Below are 26334 nucleotides of genomic sequence, written 5' to 3'. Positions count from 1 at the left end.
CGATTCGTGCACGCCCCTCCCGTGCCGCGCACTCCGCCACCGCTCCCCGCTGCCGATGCCCCTACCGCTTGTCGCCGCCCCGCCGGGCGTCCAGGACCAGGTGGGTGCCCAGCCCGAACACCAGCCCCCAGAAGGCCGAGCCGATGCCGAACAGGCTCATCCCCGAGGCGCTCGCCAGGAACGTCACCATCGCCGCGTCCCGCCCGTGCTCCTCGGCGACCGCCGCCGCGAGACTGCCCTGCAGCGAGGCCAGCAGCGCGACCCCGGCGATCACCGCGATCAGCTCCTTCGGCAGCCCGGTGAACAGGCTCACCAGCACCCCGCCGAAACTGCCCACCAGCACGTACAGCGCACCCGAGGACATCCCCGCCACATATCGGCGGCGCGGATCCGGGTGCGCCTCCGGGCCCGAGCAGATCGCCGCCGTGATCGCGGCCAGATTGACCCCCGGCGAGCCGAACGGCGCCATCAGCACCGATATCGCGCCCGTCGAACCGATCAGCAGCCGGTCGTCCGCCCGGTAGCCGAAGGCCCGCATCACCCCGAGACCGGGCGCGTTCTGCGAGGCCAGCGCCACGATCGTCAGCGGCAGCGCCAGACCCACCGAGGCCGACCAGGAGAACGCCGGCGCCGTCAGCACCGGCACCGTCGGCCCGCCCGAGCCCAGCCTCAGCGGCAGCCCGACGGTCAGCGCCGCGAGTACCCCGCCGGCCAGCAGCGCCACCGGCACGGCGTACCGGGGCGCGAACCGCTTGGCCACCAGGAACGCCGCGAAGGCGCCGACCACCAGCGTCGGCGCGCTGTGCACGGCACCGAAGATCCCGGCGCCGAAGGAAAACAGGATGCCCGCCAGCATGGCGTTCACGATCCCCACCGGCACCGCGGCGATCAGCCGCCCGAACCACCCGGTCACCCCGAACAGCGTCACCGTCACCGCGCTCACCAGGAACGCCCCGACCGCCTCCCGGTACGGGTAGTCGCCCAGGCTGGTCACCAGCAGCGCGGCCCCGGGCGTCGACCAGGCGGTGACCACCGGCGTCCGCGTCCACCAGCTCAGCGCGAAGCCGCTCACCCCGCTGCCGATCGCCACCGCCCAGATCCAGGAGGCCGTCTGCGCCGTGTCCAGCCGCCCGGCGGCGGCCGCCGCGAGCACCACCACCAGGGGCCCGGAGAACGACACCGCGACGCACACCAGGCCCGCCAGCAGCGCCGGCCCCGACACATCACGCCGCAGCGCCCGACGCTCCCCGTCCCCGGCCGCCACTGTCTCCGGCCGGGCCGTCAGTTCGTTTGTCATCCCGGCAGTATCCCGAACCCGCCCGCGTGCGGATCGGCCCGCCCACCTGCGACTCCCGGGCCCGATCCGGCGGGCCCGATAATGGCGTCATGATCGACAAGCGGTTGCGCGTGGTACTGGCCGAGGACTCCGTCATCCTCCGGGAGGGCATGGTCGAGCTGCTCGGGGCGCGGGGGTGCGAGGTGGTGGCCACCGCCGGGACGGCGCCGGAGCTGATCGCCGCGGTGGCCGAGCAGCGGCCGGACGTCGCCGTGGTGGACATCCGGATGCCGCCCACCCACACCGACGAGGGGATCCGGGCCGCCGTCGAGATCCGTTCGACCGACCCGGGGACGGGCATCCTGGTGTTCTCCCAGCACGTCGAGACGGCCTGGGCGGCCCGGCTGCTGGCCGGCGGCGCGGCGGGGATCGGCTATCTGCTGAAGGAACGCGTCGCCCGGACCTCGGAGTTCATGGACGCGCTGCACCGGGTCGCCGACGGCGGTACGGCGCTCGACCCGGAGGTGGTCACCGGGCTGATGCGCGGCGCGCGGCGGCGGCTGGTGGACACCCTCACGCCGCGCGAGCGCGAGGTGCTGGAGCTGATGGCGCAGGGCCACTCCAACCGCTCGATCGCCGCGCTGCTGGTGGTGTCCGAGCGGGCGGTGGAGAAGCACGTGGCCGCCGTCTTCATCAAGTTCGACCTGCCCGCCACGGACGTGGACAACCGGCGGGTCAAGGCCGTGCTCGCGTACCTGGCCGACCAGGAGGGGTGACGACGGCTCACAGGGCCGTCGGGAGCTCGGCCGTGACGGTGGTCGGCCCGCCGGGCGGGCTGTCCACCCGCAGCACCCCGTCCACCGCCGCCAGCCGCTCGGCCAGACCGGCCAGGCCGCTCCCGCCGTCGGGCGAAGCCCCGCCGCCGGGTGCCGCCCCGCCCCGGCCGTCGTCGCGCACCAGCAACCGGACCCGGCCGTCGGCCGCGCGCACCGCGAGTTCGGCCGAGCGGGCCCCGCTGTGCTTGGCGATGTTGGTGAGCAGTTCGGCGGCGCAGTAGTAGACCGCCTGCTCGATGGCCGGCTCCGGCCGTTGACACAGGTCCAGGCGGATGTCGACCGGTACGGGGCAGGTCGCGGCGAGACCGGGCAGGGCCTCGCCGAGGCCGCCCTCCGGCGTCACCGGGTGGATGCCCCGGGTGAGCAGCCGGAGTTCGGCGATGGTGTCGTCCGTCTGCGTCCGGGCCCGGGTGACCAGGGCGCGCAGCCGGGCAGCGTCTGCGGGCGTGCCGGGTTCGGGCGCCGGGTCCGGCAGGGCCGGCCCCCCTGGGCCGAGCGCGTCCTCGGCGAGCGCGAGCGTGATCGCCAGCGCGACCAGCCGCGCCTGGGTGCCGTCGTGCAGATCGCGCTCCAGCCCGCGGAGCCGGTCGGTGTTCGCCGCGATCAGCCCGCTGCGGGCGTTCTCCAGCTCCCGCACGCGCTGCTGGGTCCGGACCGGTCCGAGCAGGACCCGGGCCAGCCGCCGGTTCGCCCCGCTCAGTGCCCGGACCGCGCCCGGCGCCGAGGCCAGCAGCACCAGGCCCAGGGGGACGGCGACGAACTCCGGCCAGTCGGTCGCCCGGGGGCCGGGTTCCAGCAGCCGGATCCAGAGCGGGAAGCCGACCAGCCACCCGCCGCCGAGCGGGAGCAGCACGGCGGCCGCGAATCCGAGCACGCCCAACGGCAGCCGCAGCACCAGGTGGAGCAGCACGCGCCAGGCGACCGGATCGGTGAGCACCGTCCGGCCCCGGGCCAGTGCCCCCGCCGGGCGGGGCAGCGGGGCCGGCGGCTCGATCCGTTCGCCGAGCAGCCGGCCCACCAGCCATCGCTGCGGAGCGCCGAGTCGGCGCACACCCAGCAGGGCGACGACGACGAACGGCAGGCCGACCACCGTCAGCGAGAGCAGGACTCCCGCGTACAGGACGGCGATCGCGAACACCCCGCCGAGCAGTGCGACCGGCAGCCCGAGGAGCGCGAAGGCCCAGTCCCCGCCCCGGACGGCGAGGTGGCGTCGCCACCCGGGCGCGGTGCCGCGCTCCGTTCCCCTGCCCGTGCCGTCTGCCGGGTCGTCGCCGCGCTCAGTCACGGCCGCCGCCCACCAGCTCCGCCGCCGGTCCGCCGACCGCCCAGCGGCCGGTGACCAGGATGCCCGGCAGGACCAGCGCCGCCGCGCCCGCCACGATCCACCCGCAGGTCGCCACCGGCACCGGCGGCACCGCCGAACCCGTCACGGCGGCGCTGAACGCCGAGGTCGCGGCGCCCGCGACCGTCGCGCCGAGCAGGACGCCCACCGCGGTGGTCAGCACCGCCTCCGCCGAGAGCATCCGCAGCAGCTGCGGCCGGGTGGCGCCCACCAGCCGCAGCAGGGCGAACTCCCGGCGCCGGTCGGCCGTCACGGCGACCAGGGTGTTGACGACGGAGACCGTGGCGAAGCAGACCAGCATCCCCAGTTCGGCCTGCCGCAGCCAGATGTCGGTGGCGGAGGTCACGGAGGAGACGGCGGCGGAGCCGGTGCCCCCGGCCGCCGCTGCGGCCCGCCCGGCGGTGAACGTCATGATCGACATGGTGCCCGACAGCCCGACCAGCAGTGCGACCGGCACCACCGCGGACGACAGACGCCGTGCGTAACCGCGCAGGTTGGCGTCGGCCAGCCAGCCCGCTCCGGGCGCCAGCACCCGGAGCGGCCCGCCCAGGACGGCCGCCAGGACCCGTGCCGCGAACGGCCCCACCAGGGCGACCGCGACCAGCAGCACCAGCGAGGCGAGCAGCGCGGCCTGCCCCGCCTTGTCCACCTGGTCGGCCGGCCGGGTCGCCGACAGCCGCAGCAGCAGGACACCGCCCGCCAGCGCGCCGGCCCCGGCGAGCAGCCGCAGCACACCGGTCCGCGCGTGCTCGGTCGAGCTCGCGGTCAGCGCCGCCGCCGGCGCGATGCGGGAGATCCGTCGGGCGGCCACGGCGGCGGCCGCCAGTCCGACCAGCAGCACGATGCCGAGAGCGACCAGCATCGGCACCGGCGTCCCCGGCACCCGGACGTCCGGCGCCGCCGTACCGCGCCGCTGCAGCGCGGCGAGGAACCACCGGGCCGCCACCGCGCCGAGTGCCCAGCCAGGCACGGTCACCAGCAGGACGGTGACGAGGACCTCGCCGCGCACCAGCCGCCGGGTCTGCCGGGGCGTCGCCGCGACCGTGCGCAGCAGCGCCAGTTCACGGTGCTGCTGACGCAGCGCGAAACCCAGCGCGTTGACCACGACGAAGAACGCGACCAGGACGGCGATCTCGCCGAACGCCCCCGCGATCACCATCAGCCCCGGTCCGGCGGCCGCCTTCCGGACGGCCTCCGGGGTGGCGAGATCGGCGGCGAACAGGGAGCCGAACAGGGTGACCGCGGCGATGGCGAGCAGCAGGGCGACCGCCGTTCCGGCGAAGGCGGCCGGACGCTGACGCAGCTGTCCGAGAACGAGGGGGAACACCGCGCTCACCCGCCGAGCCGGCTCAGGCGCTCGCCGACCTCGGCGGCGGTGGGGCGCTCCAGCTCGTCGACCACCCGGCCGTCGGCCAGCATCAGCACCCGGTCCGCGTACCCGGCGGCCACCGGGTCGTGGGTCACCATGACGCAGGTCCGGCCGTCCCGGTCCACCCCGGACCGCAGCAGGGCCAGCACCTCGTGCCCGGTGGACCGGTCCAGGGCGCCGGTCGGCTCGTCGGCGAACAGCACCTCGGGGTCGGAGACCAGGGCCCGGGCGATCGCCACCCGCTGCTGCTGGCCGCCGGAGAGCTGCCCCGGCCGGTGCCGCTCGCGCCCGGCGAGGCCGACCCGGGCCAGCGCGTCCAGCACCTGACGCCGGTCGGGCCGCCGCCCGGCCAGCCGGCCGGGCAGCTCCACGTTCTGGGCGACCGTCATGGCCGGCATCAGGTTGAAGGCCTGGAACACGAAGCCGACCCGGCTGCGCCGCAGCTCGGCCAGCCGCCGCTCGGGCAGCCCCGACACCTCGGTGCCGCCCCACCGGACGGTGCCCCGGGTGGGGCGGTCCATCCCGGCGAGGCAGTGCAGCAGGGTGGTCTTCCCGGAGCCGGAGGGCCCCATCACCGCGGTGAACGTGCCCGGCGCGAAGGCCACGGACACCCCTCGCAGGGCCTGCACCGCGGCGGTGCCGCGTCCGTACTCGCGGTACAGCTCGTCCGCCCTCGCGGCGGCGGAGGTAGCGGCCGAGGTACCAGTGGTCTGTGTCGTTCCGTCCATACCGCCATCCTGGGCGGCGGCCGCGCACCGATCGATGGTGCGGCCCCCCGGACCGGGGGTTCGGTTTTCCGAACCCGCGCCCGGTCAGGAGCGACCGCCCGGGTGATCAGCGCACGCCGACGGGCCGGGGGACGGGGTGTCCGGTGCTGCGGTGGCCGACCGCGAAGGGGAGCGGTGCGCCGCTGCGGGCGGTGAACTCCAGCCGCTCCAGCAGCTCGGAGGGGGAGACGGCGACGACCGGGCAGGTCGCGTGCGTGCGGCAGTGGCCGGGGACGGAGCCGGGCAGCAGTCGGCCGAGGCGGCCGTGCCGGCCGGTGCCGATCACCAGGCGGTCGTCGGGTCCGGTGACGGCGGAGACCAGGGCGGGTCCGGCGCCGCCGCGGACCGTCAGCGGGTGGATGACGAGGTCGGCCGGGTAGCCGCCGAAGGCCTGCTCGAAGGCGGTGTCGATCCGGCGTCGGGCGGCGTGCTCCAGTTCGGACAGCGGGCGCGGTCCCCGCTGGTCGCCGTCCGAGGGCGACCAGGCGGCGACCGGGACGAGGACGGCCTCCCGCCGGGCGGCCTCGGCCACGGCGCGGTACAGCGCCGCGAGGCTGCCCAGGGATCCGCTGAGTCCGACGATCACTCTGGTGGTCCCGCTGGTGGTGCCGCTCCTGGTCCCGCTCGTGGTGCCGGTCATGGCTGCTCGCCTCCGTCTCGGTCGCGTGACACCCGCTGGCCCCCCGGCTCCCGGGGAACCCTTGTCCATGGAACGCCCCCGCCGCGGTGCCCCGGCCGCCGCTGACGGCTCCATGACGGCGGGAGGCGCGTTCTTGACGGACCCATGACGCGGTCGCCGGCCTCCGGCGCTCGGCCCGGTCGGCCGGTCGGCCCTGGGCAATCGCAGTCGGTCATTCGTATCGTGACCATCCGTCGGCGCCCGTTCACCTGGTCGTCCACTCGATCGCATATCGATAACGGGTCTGATCCGAATCGCGCGAGGGGTCGGCTCCCCGTCCCCGCGCGACAGTGGAAGGGAACGACCATGGAACGCAGGTCCCTGCTCGGTGCGACGGCCGGAGCACTGGTGCTCGGAGGTCTCGCCCACGGCACCGCCGCGGCCGCGCCCGCCCAGGACGCGCCCGCCGAGGCCGCGTCCGCCGAGGCCGGCGGAGGGCTCGTCACCACCTTCAACGTCATCAGCGACATCCAGGGCGACCTCGGTGACTTCGCCCAGGCCCTCCGGGACATCAGGTCCACCAATCCGCGCTCCTCGGGTCTGGCCGTCGCCGGCGACATCACACCGCGCGGCTACGACTTCGAGTACGCCGAGGTGCGGAAGGTACTGGACCAGGGCCCGAAGCCGCGCGAGGTGGCCTGGGCGATCGGCAACCACGAGTTCTACGTGCCGAAGTGGTCCGACCCGAACACGCTGGCCCAGAGCACCTGGCCCAACGGGACCACCGAGGACTCCCTCTTTCGCAGCTTCTACCGGTTCGCCGGGCGGTCCACGATCTATACGGAGACGACGTTCGGCGGCATCCCGGTGCTGACCCTCGGCACCGAGCGGTACATGAGGTACCACGACAGCTCGCTGTGGGACGAGGTGTGGATCAGCGACGCGCAGTTCCAGTGGCTGGAGGACCGCCTGCAGTACTGGGCGCGGCGGCGGAAGCCGGTCATGGTGATCACCCACCACCCGCTGCCCAACACCGTCTCCGGTACCCGCAGCAAGATCTATTCGAGTGACTACCTTCAGCCCGACCGGCTCCTCGGCCTCCTGGGGCGCCACCGCGACGTGTTCCTCTTCAGCGGTCACACCCACTGGGACCTCAACCTCTCCGACTGGTACGTGCGCCGCGTCGTGCCCGGCACCGCCAACCTCGACGGCTTCTCGGTGATCAACACCGGCGCCGTGCAGACCGGCTACGCCGACAACGGGCAGGGCGGCGAGTCCACCGTCCCCGGACGCTTCAACCAGGGGATCCAGGTGGACGTGTACCGCGACCGGGTCGTCGTCAAGGCACGCGACTTCGCGACGGGTACCTGGATGAAGCGGACGACCGTGCCGCTGGCCACCCGGATCTGACCGCCCGGCGGTCCGCCCGTCCTGTTCACCACCCTGTCCGGCCGACCGCGCCGACCGCGCCGGCCGGACGGGGTGTCGGTGGCGGAGGCTATGGTCCGCCTCATGGAACAGGATCTCCTGAAGCGCTTTCCGCCCCTGCCCGATCGGATCGGCCACGTCGGGGGCGTGGAGTCGCTGACCCTGGACGGGCGGCGGTACTACTTCGGCCTCGACTTCACCAGCGACCTGGTCGTCTCCCCGCTGATCGACGACCCGAGGGCGATGGCCGCCTTCGCGAGCGAGCACATGCGGCAGCGCACCGGCAGTCACGACGCGGCCTACTGGGACGACCTGGTGGCTCTCGCGGTCGAGGGAACGGCGCTGACCGGCGACGACGCGGATCGGGTCGTCGCCTCCGCGGACCTGCGTGGCGGCCTGCCGGAGTCCGGCAGCCATCTGCTCTACCTCCTGGGCGCGGCCACCGGCTGGGAGGAGTGGTTCGACGAGGCGCCGGAGGTGCGGCGGGCGTACCAGCGGCTCGGGTTCGACGAGGACGATCCGGAGTTCCTCGACCACTGCCTCGACGCTGTCAGGGAGCACGGCACGCAGGCGAGGCCCGACGAGTGGACGGTCGTGCACTTCCACCTGACCGCAGCGGTACGCCACCTGCCGGGCAACTGGGACCTGCTGTTCGCCCCACTCGCGGAGGGTCTGCTGAACCACCCCTGAGTGCCCGGTAATTCCCGGGCGCTCAGCGGAGTCGATCGCCTAACATGCCGAGCTATGGCGATGTTTGTGCACCTCACAGCGGCGGCGAACGCGCCGCGCATCCGGCGGGCCGGGATCCGTTCGGCCAGTCACGGCCAGGGCGGCGCACGCGGGGTGTACTGCTTCCCGGTGCTGCCGTCGTACACGCTCACCCACCAGTGGATGCGCGAGCTGGGCCGCTTCGACCGGCGCGGCGGGCGAGTGGCCGTCCACGTCCGGCTGGACGACGCCCAGCCGGTGCTGGTCGGGCCCTACGGGGACCGGATGCGGAGCACCCAGGCCGAGGTCCCTGCGGCGGAGGCGGTGCGGCGGATCGCGGCGCTGGACGACCCGCGCGGGTGGGAGGTGTTCGTGCCCCGGGCGATCGGGCGGGCGGAGGTGCACCGCGTCCGCGCCGCGCCGCAGGTGGTGGGCTGGCGGTACTGCCCCGACGCGCACGGCACCCGGCCCTGCACCTGTTTCGGGTGCCGGGTGCGCGGCGGGTACGGGGCGCGGCGGCTGCGCGAGCGTCTCCCGCACCAGCTGGACGGCCCACCGCCGCCGACCGCCGTGCTGCTCGCCCGGATCGCGGCCGCCGGGGATCCGGGCGACCCGGCCGAGCTGGAGGCGGTCCTCGACTGGTTCGTGCGGCTCCGCCGCCGCCGGGGCCCGATCGCCGAACTCGCCCACCTCGCTGCCCATCCCGACCACCGCGTCCGGGAGTCCCTGGTGTGGGCGGTCGGCGACTGGCGCACACCCGGGGTCGCCGAACTGCTGGCCGCCCTCGCCGACGACCCGCACCCGGACGTCCGCGAGGCGGTGGCGGGGGCCCGGGAGTTCGTCCGGCGAAAGCTTGCCGACGCGTAGCCGTTCCCGGTCGGCCGACGCCGCGCGAGCGGGGGACCCGGCCCGTTGATCGGGAGCCCCGGACGAGGCTGCGCGGGGTCGTCCCCACACACTACCGTGAGCCGGACAGGACTCGGGGTGGGGGAGCGGATGTTGCAGGGCACTATGGTCAACGACCGGTACCGGATGGACCGTTGCATCGGTGTCGGCGGGATGGGGGCGGTCTGGAGCGCCCAGGACACCCGGCTGCAACGGGACGTCGCCGTCAAGGTCCTGCTGCCCCAGGTGGACGGCGCGGAGGACCACGAGGCACAGGCCCGCTTCGAGCGGGAGGCCCGCATCACCGCGCGGCTCCAGCACCCGAACATCATCGGTGTGCACGACTACGGCATTCACCGGGAGGCCGGTCTGGCGACGCCCTACGTCGTGATGAGCCTGCTCACCGGCCGGTCCGTCGCCGAGGCCCTGGGTTCGGGTCCACGGCTCGACCCCGCCCGGGCCGTGGAGTGGGGCGTGCAGATCTGCAACGCGCTGGCCGCCGCCCACGCGGTGGACGTCGCGCACCGGGACATCAAGCCCGGGAACCTCTTCCTGACGCGGCACGCGGACGGCACGGAAGCCGTCGTCGTCCTCGACTTCGGTATCGCCGCCTACCTGATGGCCGGCCACACCCAGCTCACCCCCGCCGGCAGCGCCAACGGCACCCCGGCGTACATGGCCCCGGAACAGATCAAGGGCCTGCGGATCGACGGCCGTGCCGACCTCTATTCCCTCGGCTGCGTGCTGTACGAGTTCCTGACCGGCACGACGCCCTTCGGCTTCCGCGGCAACGCGTACGCCGCGATGGAAGCCCACCTGAGCGAGCAGCCCGTGCCACCGCGGCACCACCGGCCCGACCTGCCCGATGGCCTCGACCGCGTCGTCCTGCGGCTCCTGGCCAAGGATCCGGCGGACCGCCCCGTCTCGGCCCTTGCTGTGGCCGAGGCACTGCGGGCTGCCGTCGCCCGGCCGACGGGCGCCGCCGCCACCGTACTGGCCACCGTGCGCGTTCCGTCTCCATCTCCGTCCGTGCCCCCGCCTCCTGCCGCGGCCGTCCGGCTGCCCACCGTCGACGAACTGACGACGGCCCACGAGCTGGCCAACTCCCTCGGCCGGGAGGGGCGCCACAACGAGGCGGCGACCGTGCTGGCGCAGGTGGCCGACGGCCGGGCCCGGCTGCTGGGCGCGGCCCACCCGGACACCCTCAGGGCGCGCAACAACCACGCCTGCAACCTGGGCGAGGCCGGGCAGTACCGGGAGGCGGCCCGACTGCTGGAGCAGGTGGCGGCCGACCGCCACCGTGTGCTGGGCCAGTTCCACCCGCAGACCGTCAAGTCCCGCAAGAGCCGCGCGATCCACGCAGCCCGGAGCTGATACCCGGGGACGGAGCGGGACGCACCCGGTCCGCAGTGGAGGTTCGACGACCCCTCGACGACCCGCCGGTACGGCTCCGGAAGATCGATGGACAGCGAGATCCGCCACCTCACCGTCAGCCACCCGGAGCGCCACGGCCCCTCCACCCCGCGGCCTGGGCCGTCCTGCTGATCACTAGCCGGTCAGGCGGGCGGGAGGTCGAGCTCGGTGCGGACCTCCCCGACCAGGCGGTGCGAGCCGGTGACGACGATCAGTCCGCCGGGCCCGGCGAGGGCGCCGGCCTGCTCCAGTGCCGACCGGGTGTCCTGGGCGGTCAGGCACGGGCCCCGGCGCGCGGCGACGACGCGGCTGCGCATGGCGGCGGGATCGGAGCACGTGTGCGAGCCGGTGCGGGTGAAGACCACAGGCCAGTCGGAGGGCAGTGGGGCGAGCATGCCGGGGACGTCCTTTCCCTCGTACGAGGAGAAGACCAGGACGGGCGGGCGGCCCGCGCGGCCGTCGGTGCGCCCGTCGGTGCGGGCGTGGCGGAGGATTTCCGGCGTGACGGCGGTGACGCCCTGCGGGTTGGTGGCGCCGTCGAGAAGGACGCGGCCCGTCCAGTCCCGCAGCCGGGCGTCGGGGACGAGTTCGAGGCGGCCCGGCCAGCGGGTGGCGGCCAGCCGGGTACGGAGGCGTTCGCCGTCCGGGGTGCCGATGTGGCCGCGTTCGGCCATCGCGTCCACCGCCGCGACGGCGACCGCGAGATTGTGGTGCTGGTGCGCGCCGGGCAGTGGGCAGGGGAGGCCCCGGTGCACCGCGCGCGGGGTGGTGACGTCCACCACGACCGAGGGCGCGCGGTCGCCGGCGACGGTGCGGGCCGTGTAGTGGATCTCGTGGTCCATGCGCCACACGGTGAGCCGATCCCGTTCGTCGAGGACCTGCTGCGCCGCGGCGGCCGCCTCGGGGGCGAGCCGCCCCAGAACCGCGTGGTCCCCGTCGCGGACGGCCATGGTCTTGGCCCGGGCGATCTCGGCCAGGGAGTTCCCGAGCAGCCGGGTGTGGTCGAGTCCGACGCCGGTGACGACCTTGATGTCCAGGCCGAGTTCCCTGGCGGCGGCCTTGTTCCCGCCGATGCTCGCTTCGGCCGCGGCGAGCGGCACGCCCGTGCGGCGGAAGTGCAGGGCCGCGGTGGCCGCGTAGAGTCCCGTGGCCAGGACCGGCAGTGCGTGCCGCTCGACGGCCTGCCACACCTCGGTGAACGCGGCGGCGTACTCGGCGCGTGTGACGGGGACCCCGTCGACCCGGATCCGTTCCCTGTGCTCCTGCAGGTGCGGGCTGGGCATGCTGCCCACCCGTGCACCGCCGGCGGTCACCGCCGACACCGCGAACGCGCAGGTCGATCCCTTGCCGTTCGTCCCGACCACGAGCATCCCGCGCAGTCCGCGCTCGGGACGACCCAACGCCTCCAGCAGCCGGGGAACGTTCGCCCGCCGCTCCTCGTGGAGCGCCTCCCGCACATGTCCGTGCAGCTTTTCGAGGATGTCCACGCAGTCCTGGTAGTCCATTCCGCAATGCTCCCCGGTCGGCGTCCGGAGGATGCGCCGACGCGGGAAGTCGGACACCGGGGATCGCGGCAGGAGTCACCCCGGTCAAGTACCGGCGGGAACGCCCGTGCACGGCCGCGCCCCTGCCGTCGCGTCCGGTGCGACGGCAGGGGCGTCGAACCGTGCTGGTCCTGGTCCCGGCACCAGGGGTGTCAGTCGTGGACCCAGAACTCGATGGACAGCGGCGGGACGGTGAGGGTGAGGGTGGTGCCGGTCTTGGCGCCGATGCTGTCCATGTTGGTGGAGGGGCCGTAGCGGTAGCCGCGGAAGGTGCCGGTGGTCCGGGTGTCGACGGTGAAGGTGTAGTTCGCGTTGCCGCGGTTGGTGACGACGAGGACGGGCTTGCCGGTGGGGGTCTTCCAGGCCATGATGCGCTGGTCGGGCCGGTAGGTGGCGTTGCCGGGGGTCGTGGTGCCGTTCGCGCGGATCTTGGGGGCGATGATGTTGAAGACGTCCCGGTACTGCTCGTCGGTGTACTTGCAACTGCTTTAGCTGGCACACTGGTTGGGTTCGTTCTGCAGGCTCCACCAGATGACCTTCGGTCGCGGCGGCGAGCTCGGGGTCTCCTTGGAGTTCTCGACCAGGTAGTCCAGGTCGGCGACCATGGCGTCGCCCATGGCGGCGGACTCGGTCGCCGTGAAGGAGGCGAGGGTCGCGTTCTTGTTCGGTCCGCCGCCGAGTTGCCCGTTGCTCTTCCAGTGCGGCGCGGGGGACCAGTACTCGACGCCGAGGCCCTCGATGCCCGCGTCCTGGACCATCTTGGCCAGCTTCTTGGTCTGGTCCGGGTAGCGGTCCTGGAAGCGCTTGCCGTCGGCGGTGACGCCGCGGTGGTAGAGGCCCATGGCGAGTCGGCAGTAGCGGAAGCCCCGGTCGCTGCGCCCGCCCTTGAGCATGTCGTTGACGAAGCGTGTGTACGCGGCGGTGGTGAGGTCGAGGGGGACGCCGCTGACCAGGCCGTCGTCGGTGGGGCCGTCGTTGGAGCCTTGGGCCCGGTCGGCTGCGTCGCGGCCTAAGGTGTGCCGCGTAACATATGCGATATACGAAATTAATGCCAGAGGTGTCGCTGTCCCGGAGTGCGGACTGGGGGAGGCGCTCTGCCTGGTCGGAATGGATCGAGCAAAGCTCTCTGGCCAAAGCTTCGTATATCGGATATTTTCTCTCGCATCGCGGGTGGGCACCGACTGCCATCGGTGCCGGCCGGCGATCCCCCCCGCAGGTGTTCGGCCGGCGAGCAGGTCGAGCGGGAGGCCCTCGGCGACTGCCGAGGTCCGGCGTCCGACGCGGTGCCGCCCGGACGGGCCCCGCGGGGCGCGCGGTGTTGCGCCGATCGGATGGCCGGCCAGTGCTTCCCGGTGTGCCGGGTCGTCGCGGGGCCGGGACCGGGTCGGCTCGCGGGCTAGGTTCGGGGGCGTGACCGGAAACGACGCGGTCCTGGCGTTGACGGTGGTCACGGCGCTGGGCTTCGACTTCACCAATGGCTTCCACGACACCGGCAACGCGATGGCGACCTCGATCGTCACCGCGGCCCTGCCGCCGCGCGTCGCGGTCGCCCTCTCGGCAGTGCTGAACCTGGTCGGCGCGTTCCTGTCGACCGCCGTCGCCGCGACCATCGCCAACGGCCTGGTCGCCAGTGGCGAGGTGACCCTGACCGTGGTCTGCGCCGGTCTGACCGGCAGCATCCTGTGGAACCTGGCCACCTGGTACCTCGGGATCCCCTCCAGTTCCTCGCACGCGCTGATCGGCGGCGTGATCGGGGCGACCGTCGCGGCGGCCGGCTCCTCGGCCGTCAAGTGGCAGGGCCTGGTCTCCAAGGTGATCGTGCCGGCGGCGCTGTCGCCGTTCATCGCCGGCCTGGTGGCCGTGGTCGGCACCCTGCTGGTCTACCGGATCACCCGGGACGTGACCGAAGGCGCGCGCGGGCGCGGCTTCCGGCTGGGCCAGATCGGCTCGGCCTCCATGGTGTCGCTCGCCCACGGCACCAACGACGCGCAGAAGACCATGGGCGTCATCACCCTCGCCCTGATCGCCAACGGGAACCTGGGGTCCGGGGCGCAGGCCCCGGACTGGGTGATCCTCTCCTGTGCGCTGGCCATCGCCCTCGGTACCTACGTCGGCGGCTGGCGGGTGATCCGCGCCCTGGGCAAGGGGCTGGTGGAGATCGAGTCGCCGCAGGGCATGGCCGCCGAGTCGGGCTCCGCCGCCGTGATCCTGTGCTCCACGGACTTCGGCTACTCGCTCTCCACCACGCACGTGGCCACCGGATCGATCCTGGGCTCGGGCCTCGGGCGCAAGGGCGCCGAGGTGCGCTGGCAGCTCGCCCGCCGGATGGTGACGGCCTGGCTGCTCACCCTGCCGGCCGCCGCGCTGGTCGGCGCGCTGGCCTACTGGACCGCGAACGGGATCGGCGGGACGGCCGGCGTGCTGGTGGTCTTCACCGTCCTGGTACTGGCGTCGACCGCCTTCTACGTCGCCTCCCGCTACCCGGCCGTCACATCGGAGAACGTCAACGCCGCGTGGACCGGCTCGGTGGTCCCGGAACCCGTCAAGGCCACGGACGAGGTGGGCTCGTGAACTCCTGGATCGACCTGGACGCGCTGTGGAAGATCCTCGTGGTGGGCCTGCTCACCGGCGCCGGCCTGCCCGCACTGTTCGCCCTCGCCCTGCGCCTGCTCAACCCGCCCCTCCCCACCGGCGTCCCGACCGGCGAACCGGCCACCGAACCCGCCACCGACCGCCCCACCGCCGGCCCGGCGGGCTACGCCCTGGCCGGACTGCTCCTCGCGGTGGTCCTCGCGTCGATCGGCTGGGGCATCTCCGTCATCGTCAACCACCGCTGACCGTCCCCGCCCGGACGGCGGTTCGGAGGGCGGTTCGGACGGCGGGCGATCGGAGCCGCCGAGGACCGGTGCGCGGCGGAGCACGGAACCACCTCGGACTCGTCGCGCCCAGCTCCGATCCGGTGCGGGTGTGACGGCCGCTTCTCCGGTGCTACTCCGGCAGCGGGGCGTTCGTCCCGGGGGAGCCGCCGGGTGCCTCGTAGTCGCCCGCGGGTGTGGTGTTGACGGTCCCGTCGTTGTCCTTGCCTCCCGTGCCGACGGGGCGGCCGTTGCCTCCGTTGCCGCCGCGGACCATGATGGCGTCGTCGCCGGTCCCGCCGTTGATCTCGCCCCGGTTCCCGTCGGTGCCCCTGCTGGCCTGCTCACCGATGTTGACGGCGATGGTGTCGTTCCCGCCGCGTCCGTGGACCACGACCCCGGACGGGACCGCGGCGCAGTCGATCGTGTCGTCGCCGTCGCCGTCGCCGTCGCCGTCGCCGTCGCCGTCGGTGCCGTTGACGGTCGTGCCGGTGACGGGAGTGCCGTTGACCGTACAGGTCACGGTGGCGGCCTGGACGGGCGTTGCGGCCGCCACGGCGAGCGGTGCGATCACCGACAGGACCGGGAGCAGCACTCGGCACGCTCGGCGCACCGGAAAGGGCGTGTTCGGCATCGGGGGTGTCCTCATCCCGACGGGTTCCAGCGGTCGGACCCGTCCCCCGCGGCACACTCGCAGGGCCGCCCGGGCGGGCCGGGGCACCGCACTCGGGGCATCGTCTGCCTCCGCGCCCCGAGTATCGGACCGCAGGTCGCGCCCACCCACCGCCGACACACCACCCCGAGCACCGGATCAACCGGACAGTGCAGATCTCTCCGGGCCCGGGCACGGAGCCACCGGAGGACGGGCGGGTGCTCCGTCCTCCGGGCTGCTGGGCACCCGGGGGCAGCGGCCTCCCGGCGCGGCCGCCCGCGTCTTCGTCGCACGGCGCTTCCGGATCCGCGCCCGCCCTCACCCGATCGACCCGGTGAAGCAGGTGGGGAACCTGTTCGGCCCTCTGAGCGGGACGGGCCGCGCAAAATCGGAGGTGTCCGTACGGGCGGCGTCCTATGATCATGCCGGCTCAACAGATCCCCGAATCACGGTGGTCGAGCCGTATCGGACGGAGTCGTCTTTGACAGCCGGCAAGACTCGCAGGAACACCGGGGCCACGGTGACGACGGCCGCACTGGCAGCTGCCGGACTCGGCGGAGCCGCGTGGGTGATGACCGTCGCTCGCACGGAACAGGCCGAACCGCCGGCCGCATGGTGGCTGCCCGGCTGACCGACCCACCCGGCTACGCGGCCTTGTGCGCAGCGCTCAACCGACCCGACCTGCCTGCTCTGCTCGGCACGCCGAAAGACCGCGTCTCCGTTGCCCAGCCCGCGCTGTTCGCCTTCGGCACCGCCGCGGCGGAGGTACGCCTCGGCACGTATGTCGTCGCCCTGACCGAGAGCTCCACCACGGTCGAGGAGATAGCCGGCACGTCTCGCTACCTACCCCACTCGGTCACCCTTCTGGACCACCCCGCCCAGACCTACAGCGCGGACGCCATGACCTTCGGGTCCGACGCCCAGGGGAAGGCCGGCATCGGCCCCCGCGTCGAGCATCTCATCGCCGCACAGGATCCCGGGGTACCTGGCGGTCGGACCTTCGAGGTCGCTGTCTTCCGGAACGACGGCCGGCCCGTCGACGACGCTACCGTTCACCGCGTTGCCGAAGCCGTGTTCCCCACCCTTCCGGGTTGGTCCATCACGTCCCCGACCTCGCCCGGTAACTGACTCCTGCGGCTTCCCCGCAGCGTCCCGGAAAGCCTTCGCCGTCCATGGGGCTTCGCCGCAGACCTGGTCGAGTACCTCACTGTCCACGACCACCAGGACGAGGCCAGGGAACTGATCGATCGAGTCCTGGCCCAGGGACTGCTTCGAGCAGCCCCACCGCAGGACACGCGACTACGCGGCTTTCGGCCCGTTCCAGTTCGACCGCCAGCAATACGACGACGCCCTGCACGAGCTGAGCACGGGAATCGGCTCCGGTACCGACGACACATGAGGCATCCAGCAGTTCTCCCGAGCCACGAGCAGCTTGCTGCCCCCTTGCTGACCCCGGATGGTCGGCCGTGCCCCTGAGCTGCGTCGAAACGTCGGAGCCGTGACAGCGGCCCCTGACCTTCGTGCAGGTCAGGGGCCGCTGTCACGATCCCTACGGCGCTCGGGTGTCAGCCCTCCGAGCCGGTCAGAAGCGGCGGCCGCCGTAGAACGGGCTGTAGTAGAGGGCGTAGCGGTCCTGGAAGTCCGGGCCGCGGTCGGTGTCCTCGACGCCCAGGGTGGGGCTGTGCTTGATGTCGTCCTTGGTGCGGTCGATGTAGACCTTCTGTTCGGCGATCTCGATCCGGATGACGGTGCCGGCGGGGAGCAGTACCAGGCGGCCGAAGATCCAGGGGCCGGTGTCGACGACCAGGTACTGCGAACCCATCGCCTCGGAGAGGCGGTCCACCTTGCCGACGGAGCCGTCCACGGCCTCCACGTGGAATCCGATGAGGTCGGTGCCGGCGGTGTGGCCGGAGGTGTCGCGGAACTGCCAGAGGTTGACGCCCTCGCTCATGTGTCCTTCTCCCTTCGGTCGTTGGTGCCGGTGCTGTACCGCTCGGGTGCCCCGGTCCGCCGGATCCATGCCACCTGTCCGCGGGGAGGTGTGGTCCGGACCGGGCGGGAAAGGCGAGTGGCGGACCGGGCGCGGTGGCCCGGCGGCGCGAGTGGACAGGAGAGCGGGACATGGGGTGGAGTCCGGTACGACTGGCGGTGGCGGCCCTGGCGGCGGTGCTGCTCGCGTACGGCCTGGACCGGGCCGAGCGGGCTGTGGTGCGGCGGGTGACCACCGACGGAGGGGCGACGGGGGTGCCGCGCGTGCTGGCCCGGTGCCGGCGGCCGTTGCTGGCGCTGACGGCGTGTCTGCTGCTGCTCGGCGCGCTGCCGTGGATCGACGCGCCGTCGGGCGCGCGGGACGCGCTGCGGCACCTGGTGGTGATCCTGGCGATCGCCGCCGGGGGCTGGCTGGGGGCCCGGGTGGTGGTGCTGCTGGTGGACGGCACCGTGCGGATCGCGGTGCACCGCCGGGACCCGGCGTGGGCCGGTCGGGCCCGGACGCAGGCCGATCTGCTGGGCCGGATCTGCCAGGCGGTGGTGGCGCTGGCGACGCTGGGCGCGATCCTGATGACCTTCCCGGTGGTGCGCGGGGTCGGGACGAGTCTGCTCGCCTCCGCCGGACTGGTCGGTCTGGTGGCGGGTGTGGCGGCCCAGAGCACGCTCGGCAACGTCTTCGCCGGTGTCCAGATGGCGTTCGGGGACCTGGCCCGGATCGGCGACGTGGTCGTGGTGGCGGGCGAGTGGGGGACGGTGGAGGAGATCACGCTGACGGCGGTGGTGATCGCGACCTGGGACCAGCGGCGGATCGTCATGCCGATGTCGTACTTCGTGGGCCGCCCGTTCGAGAACTGGTCCCGCCGGACCAGCCGGATCACCGGCACGGCGCTGCTCCACCTCGACCACCACGCGCCGGTCGGGAAGCTGCGCGAGGAGTTCGACGCCTTCCTGTCCGGGCAGCCGCTGTGGGACGGCGAGGGCAGCGCCCTCCAGGTGGTCGACACCACGCCCACCACCATCGTGGTCCGGGCGCTCGCCACCGCCGCGAACGCCGAGGACGCGTTCGAGCTCCGCTGCCGGCTGCGCGAGCACCTGATCGGGTACCTGGTCGAGAACCACCCGCAGGCCCTGCCGCGCGTCGCCGTGAACGACGCGGTCCCCGGCCGACGGGTGGAGGGCGGGCGGTGACACCGCCCGTCCTCCACCCGTGCGCACCGGCCGTGCCGCTACGACCTGCCGGTGCCGCGGGTGCGGTCGTACCGGGTGGCGAGGGCCGCGAAGCCCAGGGTGACCAGTGCGCCGGCGCCGGTGGCGGCGCGGCGGGCGCCGTCGGTGCCGGTGTCGGGGAGGGCGCCGGGGTGGTCCGGGCCCTCGGCCGCGGTCTGCGGGGTGCCGCCGTCGTGGCCGGTCACCCAGTGGGCCGGCTGGACGGAGACCGGGTCCTCGCCGTGGCCGGGCGTCCAGGGGTGTTCGCCGGGCTTGCAGGTCGGGACGGTGACGGTGTTGCTGGTGGCGGTGACGGGGGTGCCGTCGGGGGTGGTGGCGGTGACGGTCGCGTGGTCGGTGACCTTCCCGGCGTGCACGTCGGCGTGGGTGGTCGTGTAGTGGGCGGTGCAGGTGGTGGAGGCGCCGGGGGCGAGGACGGTGACGGGGCAGGTGACCGTCGGGGTGCCCGGGCCCTGGTCGGTGACGGTGACGCCGGTCAGCGGCTGGGAGCCGGTGTTGGTGACCAGGTAGCCGTAGTGCAGGACCTGCCCGGCGGCGGTGAAGACCTGCTCGGTGGCGGACTTCACCACGGTGACACCGCGGGTGGGGGTGTTGACGGCGACGGTGGTGGTGCAGCCGCCCGGGGTGGCGCAGCTGCCGCCCTGCCCGGTGGGGGTGGCGCCGTTGGTCAGCGCCCGGTCGCCGGTGTCGGGCGTGTTGACGGTGACCTGGTAGCTGACGGTCGCCGTCGCGCTCGGGTTCACCACGCCGGTGTAGGTGAGGGTGGTGCCGGTGACGGAGGCGCTGCCGGTGCTGGCGGTGACGGAGCCGGGTACGAGGGTGGCGTCGTCGAGGACGGCGGCCAGGTCGTCGGTGAAGTCGGCGTTGGCGACCACCGTGCCGGTGTTGGCCACGGTCACGGTGTAGGTGATGGTGGCGCCCTCGTCGACCGGGCCGGCCGGCGCCGCGCTCTTGGCGATCGTGTAGGCGGGGGCGACGCAGCTGCTGGAGTCCTGCGGGGCTGTGGCGCCGTAGAACCCGGAGCCGGTCGAGGAGTCGGCGGTCACCGGCAGCGGGTCGGTGGACGGGGCCGTCGGGATGCTGTCCAGCCGGTCGATCGTGCCGTCCGAGGCGAACGCGTACACCGAGCCGCCGGACTGGGCCGCGCCGAAGGTCTGCGGGACGGTGCCGATCCGGGTGAACGAGCCGGTGATCAGCATGCCGTCGGAGCGGGCGGTGAGGCCGTTGGCGGCGGGGGGCGAGAGTTCCGCGAGCGGGCCGGTGATCGCGATGCTCGCGGTCTCCGCACCGGTGGCCGGGTCGATCGTGTACAGGACCGGCGCGTCGGGGAAGCTGACGCCGTAGAGCTTGGAGCCGTCGGGGGAGAAGGCGATGTCCCCGTAGTCGCGGACCAGTGGGGCGCCGGCCAGCACGGTCCCGGTGGTGTCGTACTCGATCAGGCTCTGCGTCGCTCCGCCGGTGGGCGGTCGGCCTTCTGTGCTGGCTGTGCTGGGCGGGGAGCGCGCGACGGGACCGGCCTTCCGGTCGACGGGGCGACTCTCCGTCAGGTGACGGGTGGACGGTAGTGCTCCCACCCTTCACCGCAGCGTGACCGGCAGCTACTCGGAGTGCTCTCTCCGGGTTCCGAAGAACGCGCCCTACACCTGCTCGCTCTCGCCCTCGGCGTCGATGTGGGGAAGGATCCGGTCGAGGAAGCGGGGGGTCCACCAGGCGGAGGGGCCGAGCAGGGTCATCACCGCCGGGACGAGCAGCAGTCGGACGATGGTGGCGTCCACCAGGACGCTGACCGCCAGGCCGAGGCCCATCATCTTGATCACGATGTTGTCGCTGACGATGAAGGCGGCGAAGACGCTCACCATGATCAGCGCGGCGCAGGAGATCACCCGGGCGGTGATCTCCAGGGCGTGCGCGACGGCGTCCTGGCTGCGGCCGGTGCGCAGCCAGGCCTCGTGCACCCGGGAGAGCAGGAAGATCTCGTAGTCCATGCTCAGTCCGAAGACGATCGCGAACATCATCATCGGCACATAGCTCTCGATCGGGACCGTGCCGTTCACCCCGAGCGCCGGGCCGCCCCAGCCCCACTGGAAGACCGCCACCAGGACCCCGTACGAGGCGGCGATCGACAGCAGGTTGAGCACGGCGGCCTTGACGGCGACCAGCAGGCCGCGGAAGACGGCGAGGATGATCAGGAAGGCGAGTCCGACCACCACCGCGATGATCAGGATCAGCCGGCTCGACACGATGTCCAGGAAGTCCACCTGGGCGGCGGTGTTGCCGGTGACGTAGGTCTTCGCGCCGGTGCCCGCGACCGAGTCCGGCAGCACGGTGTCCGACAGGCGGTTGACCAGGTCGGTGGTGGCCTGCTCCTGCGGCGAGGTGGTGGGGACGACGGTGTTGAACAGGACCGCGCCGTCCGGGCTGAGCTGCAGCGGGCCGACGCTCGCCGCGCCGGGCAGGCCGGTGACGGACTGCTGCACGGCGCTCTGGACGCCCGGCCGGTTCTCGGCGGGGACGGCGCTCTGGTCGACCACGAGGGTCAGCGGGCCGTTCGAGCCGGGACCGAAGGCCTCGGACATCAGGTCGTAGGCGCGCCGGTCGGTGAAGTCGCTGGAGTCGGCGCCGTCCCCGATGTGGCCGAGCTGGATGGAGAACAGCGGGATCGCCAGGATTCCCAGCGCGACCACGCCGGCGATCAGGTACCACCAGGGGCGCCCCTCGACCCGGCGGGCGTAGCGGTGCCAGACACCGGTCTCCGCTCCGTCCTCGCCGTTGCTCTCGGCGATCGGGCGGCCGACGGTGATCCGGTCCATCCGGCGGCCGATCAGCCCCATCAGCGCCGGCAGCAGGGTGAGCGCGCCGAGGACCGCCGACACCACGGTGACCGCGGCGGCGACCCCGAGCTTGGCCATGAAGGAGATGCCCGACACCGACAGCCCGGACAGCGCGATGATCACGGTGCAGCCCGAGACCAGCACCGCCCGGCCGCTGGTGGCCACGGCCTGTCCGGCCGAGGAGACCGGATCCACCCCGTCCATCAGGTTCTGTCGATGGCGGGTGAGCAGGAAGAGCGCGTAGTCGATGCCGACCCCGATGCCGATCATGGTGGCCAGGGTGGGCGCGACGGTCGCGAAGGTGGACAGCGCCGCGATCAGCCCCAGCACGCCGAGGCCGACCACCGCCGCGAACAGCGCCGTCACCAGCGGCAGTCCGGCCGCGATCGCGCTGCGGAAGCCGATCAGCAGCACGACGATCGCCACCGCGAAGCCGATCACCTCACTGAGGCGGTCGTCGGGTTCGGGCTGCGCCAGTTCGCCCAGCGGTCCGCCGTACTCGACCTGGACGCCGGCCTCCCGCAGCGGGGCCACCGCCGCGTCCACGCCGTCCAGGTAGTCCGGGTCGAGCAGGGTCGGATTGGTGTCGAATCGGACGGTGATGTAGCCGGTCAGACCGTCCGCGGCCAGCGGCCCGCCGGGCGGGGCGGGTTGCCCGGCCGGCGGCAGCGGGCTCTGCGCGCCCAGCACGTGCGGCAGCTGCGACAGCGAGGCGACCACCTGGGACACCTGCGGGGCGAAGCCGGTCAGCGGCTGGGCGTCGTGCAGCACCACCTGGGAGCTGGTCCCGGCCGCGGCCGGGACGTGCGCCTGGAGGACCTGCTGACCCTGCTGCGCCTGGGAGCCGGGCAGCGAGAAGTCGTCCGAGTAGTCGCCGCCGACCGTCTTGTTCGCGGTCTGGACGGCGGCCAGCGCCACGATCCACAGCACGATGACCATGACCGAGTGGCGGGCGCACCATTCGCCGAGCCGCCGCAGCCCCGAACGCTTGGCCGGTGGCGCGGCGGCTGAGGGGCCGCGGCGGCCGGACGGCGGCGTGGACCGCGGGTCGGGCTTCGGGGCGGACGGCGGATCGGACGGCGGCATGAACGGCTCCCGGTCTTCGGCGCGGTTGCGCAGTGATCCGGAGCAGCGTCCCCGGGCCGCCGCGCCGACCACGCCGTACTCGCCGGTAGTCGCCCCGTCGGCGGGGGCGCCCGGTCAGCGGTGCCGGGCGGCACCGCAGACCGGGCCGCGTGCGGCGGCCCCGGCGGCCGGGTCAGGGCGCGGTGGGCAACGCCGCCTCCCGCAGCCCGCCGTCGGACAGGTGCAGCCGCCGGGTCACCCCGATCCGCTCCAGGAACCGCTCGTCGTGGCTGACCACCACGAACGCGCCCCGGTAGGCGGTCAGGGCGCTCTCCAGCCGGCCGACGCTCACCAGGTCGAGGTTGTTCGTCGGCTCGTCCAGGAGCAGCAGGTGCGGCGCCGGGTCCGCGCACAGGACGCACGCGAGGGTGGCGCGCAGCCGCTCGCCGCCCGACAGCAGCCCGACCGGCAGGTGGGCGCCCGCGCCCCGGAAGAGGAACCGGGCCAGCAGGTTCATCCGCTCGGCCTCCGGCCGCTCCGGGGCGGACGCGGCGAAGTTCTCGGCGACCGTGCGGTCCGGATCGAGCAGGTCCAGCCGCTGCGACAGCCGGGCGATCCGGCCCTCGGCCCGCCGGACCGTGCCGCCGTCCGGGGCCAGGCTCCCGTCGATCAGCCGCAGCAGGGTGCTCTTGCCCGAGCCGTTGGACCCCGTCAGCGCGATCCGCTCCGGGCCCCGGACGGTCAGGTCGACGCCGGGCTCGGTGAACAGCTCCCGCCCACTGAGCCGCACCCGCAGCCGCTCGCCGAGGAACAGGGTGCGGCCGGCGGGCACCTGGGTGTCCGGCAGCTCCACCACGATCCGCTGCTCCTCGCGCAGCCCCCGCTCGGCCTCGTCGAGGCGCGCCCTGGCCTCGCCGACCCGGCCGGCGTGCACCTGGCCGGAACGGCCGGCGGACTCCTGGGCGCCGCGCTTCATGGTGCCGGCGAAGATCTTCGGCAGCCCGGCGTTCTTCAGGTTGCGGGCGGCGTTGCTCTGCCGGCGCTCGGCCCGTTCGCGGGCCTGCTGGAGCTCCCGCTTCTCCCGCTTCAGCTCCTGCTCGGCGCTGCGGACGGTGCGCTCCGCGGCCTCCTGCCCGGCCCGGACGGCCTCCTCGTAGGCGGTGAAGTTGCCGCCGAAGAAGTGCAGCCCGCCCCGGTCCAGCTCGGCGATCCGGTCCGTCCGGTCGAGCAGCTCGCGGTCGTGGCTGACCAGCAGCAGGCAGCCGTGGAAGTCGTCCAGCGCGTCGTACAGCCGGTGCCTGGCGTCGCGGTCGAGGTTGTTGGTGGGCTCGTCGAGCAGCAGCACGTCGGGGCGCCGCAGCAGCTGGCCGGCCAGGCCCAGCGAGACGACCTGGCCGCCGCTGAGGGTGCCCAGATCCCGGTCGAGGGCGAGGTGGCCCAGGCCGAGGCGGTCGAGCCGGTCGCGGGTGCGCTCCTCGATGTCCCAGTCGTCGCCGATGGTGGTGAAGTGCCGTTCGTCGACGTCACCGGACTCCACCGCGTCGATGGCCCGGATCACGTCGGCGACGCCCAGGACCTCGGCGACGGTGAGCCCGGCGGTGAGCGGGAGGGTCTGCGGGAGGTGGCCGAGGACGCCGTCGACGGTCACCGACCCGGCGGAGGGGCGCAGTTCACCGGCGAGGAGGCGGAGCAGGGTGCTCTTGCCGCTGCCGTTGGGGGCGACCAGGCCGGTGCGGCCGGGGCCGACGGCGAAGGAGAGGTCCTGGAGGACGGGGGTGTCGTCGGGCCAGGAGAAGGACAGGTTGGTGCAGACGACGGAAGCGCCGGACATGGCGGTGACCTCGTGGAGTGACGGGGCGGGGCAGCACACACCCGCCCGGGTGCCGGACAAAGGGGGGGAGGGGTCGACGAGCGGGCCGCGGCAGCGGTGCTTCGATGCACCGGCGAGCGACCTGTCGGCTCCGGGTGATCACCCGGAGATGTCGTCGTCCACCACCATGTCCGATCTCCTTGAGGAAGTGATCGGGGGAGCGATCACAGAAAAGATCAACGTCCCCGGCAGGCTAACAGTCGGGAATGTCGGCCGCCACCCGATTTCCGCCGCCAGGGGGCCGGAGGAGCTGATGAACCGTCACCGCTCTTGCCGCACAGGCCCTCTCGACGTGACCGGCCTGCGGCGGCATGCTCGACCCCGTGCCCGGCCCCGACCGCCGCACGCCTCCGTCACCCGACCGAAGGAGCCCCCGTGGAACGACTCGTGCTGGACCCGACCGGTCGCAACCGCGATGCCGAGACAGCCGAGCTCTTCGAGCGCGGCCCGGCGACGCCCATCGACCTCCTGGGGGTGCGGGCCTGGGCGGTGGCCGACCCGGAGCTGCTGGAGGAACTGCTCAAGGACCCCCGGGTGTCCAAGGACGGCCTCCAGCACTGGCCGGACTTCGCCGAGGTCGTCCCCACCTGGCCGCTGGCGATCTGGGTGGCCGCCCGCAACATGTTCACCGCCCACGGCGCGGAGCACCGGCGGCTGCGCCGGCTGGTCGGCACCGCGTTCTCGGTCCGCCGGATCAACGCCATGACCGAGCAGGTCGAGCAACTGACCGGCAGCCTGCTGGACGACCTGGCCGCGATGCCGCCGGGCGCCCCCGTCGACCTGCGCGAACACCTCGCCTACCAGCTGCCGATCCAGGTCATAGCCCGGCTGCTGGGACTCCCGGACTCCCTCACGGACAGCTTCCGCACCACCGTCGACCGGGTCTTCGACACCACCCGCACCACCGACGAGGCCGTCGCCAACATGACGACCTTCTACGCGATGCTGGACGAGCTGATCGCCACCAAGCGCCGCGAGCCCGCCGACGACATGACCTCGCTGCTGATCGCCGCCCGCGACACCGGCGACGAGGAGGACGGGGCCGACGGGTCGGACAAGGGGGATGCCGCCGCCGGTGCCTCGGCGCTGACCGAGGAGGAACTGCGCGACACCCTGCTGCTGGTCGTCTCCGCCGGCTACGAGACCACCGTCAACCTGATCGACAACGCCATCGCCGCACTGCTCACCCACCCGGAGCAGCTCGCCCTGGTCCGGTCCGGCAAGGTCGGCTGGGGCGACGTGGTCGAGGAGGCGCTGCGCCGCGACGCGCCCGTGGCGCACCTGCCGCTGCGCTTCGCCGTCGAGGACATCGAGCTGCCCGGCGGGGCGGTCCTGCGGAAGGGCGACCCGATCCTGGCCTCCTACGCCGCCGCCGGCCGCCACCCCGCCCGCTACGGCGAGGACGGCGCCGTCTTCGACGTCACCCGCCAGGTCAAGGACCACCTGGCCTTCGGCCACGGCCCGCACTTCTGCCTCGGCGCCCCGCTGGCCCGGCTGGAGGGGGCGACCGCCCTGCGGATGCTCTTCGAGCGGTTCCCGGACCTCGCCCTCGCCCCGGACGCGGAGCTGGCGCCCGTCGAGTCGCTGATCTCCAACGGGCACCGCGAGCTCCCGGTCCTGCTCGACGGGGTGCGCTAGGCCGGCGGGCGCGGACTCCC

The 26334-nt window shown here is 73.6% G+C and carries 23 protein-coding genes; 10 read left to right on the top strand and 13 right to left on the bottom strand.

The annotated features are described in order from the left end of the window. Positions 1-61 precede the first annotated feature (61 nt). The gene (locus OG715_RS03520; protein ID WP_327064007.1) at positions 62-1297 is read right to left on the bottom strand and encodes a benzoate/H(+) symporter BenE family transporter; all 1236 of its coding nucleotides are present in this window, start codon (positions 1295-1297) and stop codon (positions 62-64) included. Between the two features lie 89 nt (positions 1298-1386). On the opposite strand from OG715_RS03520, the gene OG715_RS03515 reads away from it, so the two are divergent. After that, positions 1387-2052, top strand: coding sequence for a response regulator transcription factor (locus OG715_RS03515; protein ID WP_327064006.1), 666 nt, complete (start codon positions 1387-1389; stop codon positions 2050-2052). A gap of 7 nt (positions 2053-2059) precedes the next feature. Here OG715_RS03515 and OG715_RS03510 read toward each other — a convergent pair whose 3' ends face one another. The 4 genes from OG715_RS03510 to OG715_RS03495 form a co-directional block, all read right to left on the bottom strand. Beyond that, complete coding sequence (locus tag OG715_RS03510) at positions 2060-3397, bottom strand: sensor histidine kinase (RefSeq protein ID WP_327064005.1); 1338 nt, start codon at positions 3395-3397, stop codon at positions 2060-2062. Continuing rightward, entirely contained in the window at positions 3390-4781 is a 1392-nt protein-coding gene (locus OG715_RS03505) for an ABC transporter permease (RefSeq protein ID WP_327064004.1), read from the bottom strand. The genes OG715_RS03510 and OG715_RS03505 overlap by 8 nt, the downstream gene beginning before the upstream one ends. Before the next feature lie 5 nt (positions 4782-4786). Next, complete coding sequence (locus OG715_RS03500) at positions 4787-5551, bottom strand: ABC transporter ATP-binding protein (RefSeq protein WP_327064003.1); 765 nt, start codon at positions 5549-5551, stop codon at positions 4787-4789. 106 nt (positions 5552-5657) lie between these two features. Next, positions 5658-6230 carry a universal stress protein gene (locus OG715_RS03495; protein ID WP_327064002.1) on the bottom strand — a complete coding sequence of 191 codons (573 nt, stop codon included), beginning with the start codon at positions 6228-6230 and terminating at the stop codon, positions 5658-5660. Positions 6231-6575: 345 nt separating this feature from the next. On the opposite strand from OG715_RS03495, the gene OG715_RS03490 reads away from it, so the two are divergent. The 4 genes from OG715_RS03490 to OG715_RS03475 all read left to right on the top strand — a co-directional run bounded on the left by OG715_RS03490 (position 6576) and on the right by OG715_RS03475 (position 10604). Next, entirely contained in the window at positions 6576-7619 is a 1044-nt protein-coding gene (locus tag OG715_RS03490) for a DUF4073 domain-containing protein (protein WP_327064001.1), read from the top strand. 102 nt (positions 7620-7721) lie between these two features. Continuing rightward, a complete protein-coding gene (locus tag OG715_RS03485; protein ID WP_327064000.1) occupies positions 7722-8327 on the top strand; it encodes a hypothetical protein in 606 nt (201 codons plus the stop codon). Between the two features lie 54 nt (positions 8328-8381). Continuing rightward, positions 8382-9212: a HEAT repeat domain-containing protein gene (locus tag OG715_RS03480; RefSeq protein WP_327063999.1), complete on the top strand. Its 831-nt coding sequence runs from the start codon at positions 8382-8384 to the stop codon at positions 9210-9212. 129 nt (positions 9213-9341) lie between these two features. Further along, positions 9342-10604: a serine/threonine-protein kinase gene (locus OG715_RS03475; RefSeq protein WP_327063998.1), complete on the top strand. Its 1263-nt coding sequence runs from the start codon at positions 9342-9344 to the stop codon at positions 10602-10604. A 182-nt stretch (positions 10605-10786) separates the two neighbouring features. On the opposite strand, the gene OG715_RS03470 is transcribed toward OG715_RS03475, so the two are convergent. The 3 genes from OG715_RS03470 to OG715_RS03460 all read right to left on the bottom strand — a co-directional run bounded on the left by OG715_RS03470 (position 10787) and on the right by OG715_RS03460 (position 13080). Next, positions 10787-12148: a bifunctional folylpolyglutamate synthase/dihydrofolate synthase gene (locus OG715_RS03470; RefSeq protein WP_327063997.1), complete on the bottom strand. Its 1362-nt coding sequence runs from the start codon at positions 12146-12148 to the stop codon at positions 10787-10789. Positions 12149-12339: 191 nt separating this feature from the next. Beyond that, entirely contained in the window at positions 12340-12555 is a 216-nt protein-coding gene (locus OG715_RS03465) for a glycoside hydrolase family 30 beta sandwich domain-containing protein (protein WP_327063996.1), read from the bottom strand. Between the two features lie 120 nt (positions 12556-12675). Then, positions 12676-13080 carry a hypothetical protein gene (locus OG715_RS03460; protein WP_327063995.1) on the bottom strand — a complete coding sequence of 135 codons (405 nt, stop codon included), beginning with the start codon at positions 13078-13080 and terminating at the stop codon, positions 12676-12678. A 517-nt stretch (positions 13081-13597) separates the two neighbouring features. On the opposite strand from OG715_RS03460, the gene OG715_RS03455 reads away from it, so the two are divergent. Further along, positions 13598-14758, top strand: coding sequence for an inorganic phosphate transporter (locus tag OG715_RS03455; RefSeq protein WP_327063994.1), 1161 nt, complete (start codon positions 13598-13600; stop codon positions 14756-14758). Then, positions 14755-15024: a hypothetical protein gene (locus tag OG715_RS03450; RefSeq protein WP_327063993.1), complete on the top strand. Its 270-nt coding sequence runs from the start codon at positions 14755-14757 to the stop codon at positions 15022-15024. The genes OG715_RS03455 and OG715_RS03450 overlap by 4 nt, the downstream gene beginning before the upstream one ends. Positions 15025-15175: 151 nt before the next feature. Here OG715_RS03450 and OG715_RS03445 read toward each other — a convergent pair whose 3' ends face one another. Then, positions 15176-15676, bottom strand: coding sequence for a hypothetical protein (locus OG715_RS03445; RefSeq protein WP_327063992.1), 501 nt, complete (start codon positions 15674-15676; stop codon positions 15176-15178). Positions 15677-16306: 630 nt separating this feature from the next. On the opposite strand from OG715_RS03445, the gene OG715_RS03440 reads away from it, so the two are divergent. Beyond that, positions 16307-16822, top strand: coding sequence for a DUF6215 domain-containing protein (locus OG715_RS03440; protein WP_327063991.1), 516 nt, complete (start codon positions 16307-16309; stop codon positions 16820-16822). A gap of 454 nt (positions 16823-17276) precedes the next feature. Here OG715_RS03440 and OG715_RS03435 read toward each other — a convergent pair whose 3' ends face one another. Continuing rightward, positions 17277-17645, bottom strand: coding sequence for a PRC-barrel domain-containing protein (locus OG715_RS03435; RefSeq protein ID WP_266309325.1), 369 nt, complete (start codon positions 17643-17645; stop codon positions 17277-17279). Positions 17646-17815: 170 nt separating this feature from the next. Here OG715_RS03435 and OG715_RS03430 point away from each other — a divergent pair, with 170 nt between their 5' ends. Then, positions 17816-18871 carry a mechanosensitive ion channel family protein gene (locus OG715_RS03430; protein WP_327063990.1) on the top strand — a complete coding sequence of 352 codons (1056 nt, stop codon included), beginning with the start codon at positions 17816-17818 and terminating at the stop codon, positions 18869-18871. A gap of 38 nt (positions 18872-18909) precedes the next feature. On the opposite strand, the gene OG715_RS03425 is transcribed toward OG715_RS03430, so the two are convergent. From OG715_RS03425 to OG715_RS03415, 3 genes are all read right to left on the bottom strand, one after another. Beyond that, a complete protein-coding gene (locus OG715_RS03425) occupies positions 18910-20484 on the bottom strand; it encodes a DUF7507 domain-containing protein (RefSeq protein ID WP_327063989.1) in 1575 nt (524 codons plus the stop codon). A 63-nt stretch (positions 20485-20547) separates the two neighbouring features. Beyond that, entirely contained in the window at positions 20548-22827 is a 2280-nt protein-coding gene (locus OG715_RS03420; protein WP_327063988.1) for an MMPL family transporter, read from the bottom strand. Between the two features lie 172 nt (positions 22828-22999). Continuing rightward, on the bottom strand, positions 23000-24637 hold the full coding sequence (locus OG715_RS03415; RefSeq protein WP_327063987.1) for an ABC-F family ATP-binding cassette domain-containing protein: 1638 nt from the start codon (positions 24635-24637) through the stop codon (positions 23000-23002). Positions 24638-25051: 414 nt separating this feature from the next. On the opposite strand from OG715_RS03415, the gene OG715_RS03410 reads away from it, so the two are divergent. Next, positions 25052-26314 carry a cytochrome P450 family protein gene (locus OG715_RS03410; RefSeq protein ID WP_327063986.1) on the top strand — a complete coding sequence of 421 codons (1263 nt, stop codon included), beginning with the start codon at positions 25052-25054 and terminating at the stop codon, positions 26312-26314. The last annotated feature ends 20 nt before the right edge of the window (positions 26315-26334 follow it).

The organism is Kitasatospora purpeofusca, assembly GCF_036010405.1.
Classification (GTDB): Bacteria; Actinomycetota; Actinomycetes; order Streptomycetales; family Streptomycetaceae; genus Kitasatospora; species Kitasatospora purpeofusca.
The sequence above is the reverse complement of the archived record's forward strand: the minus strand, read 5'-3'. Positions and strand labels throughout refer to the sequence as shown.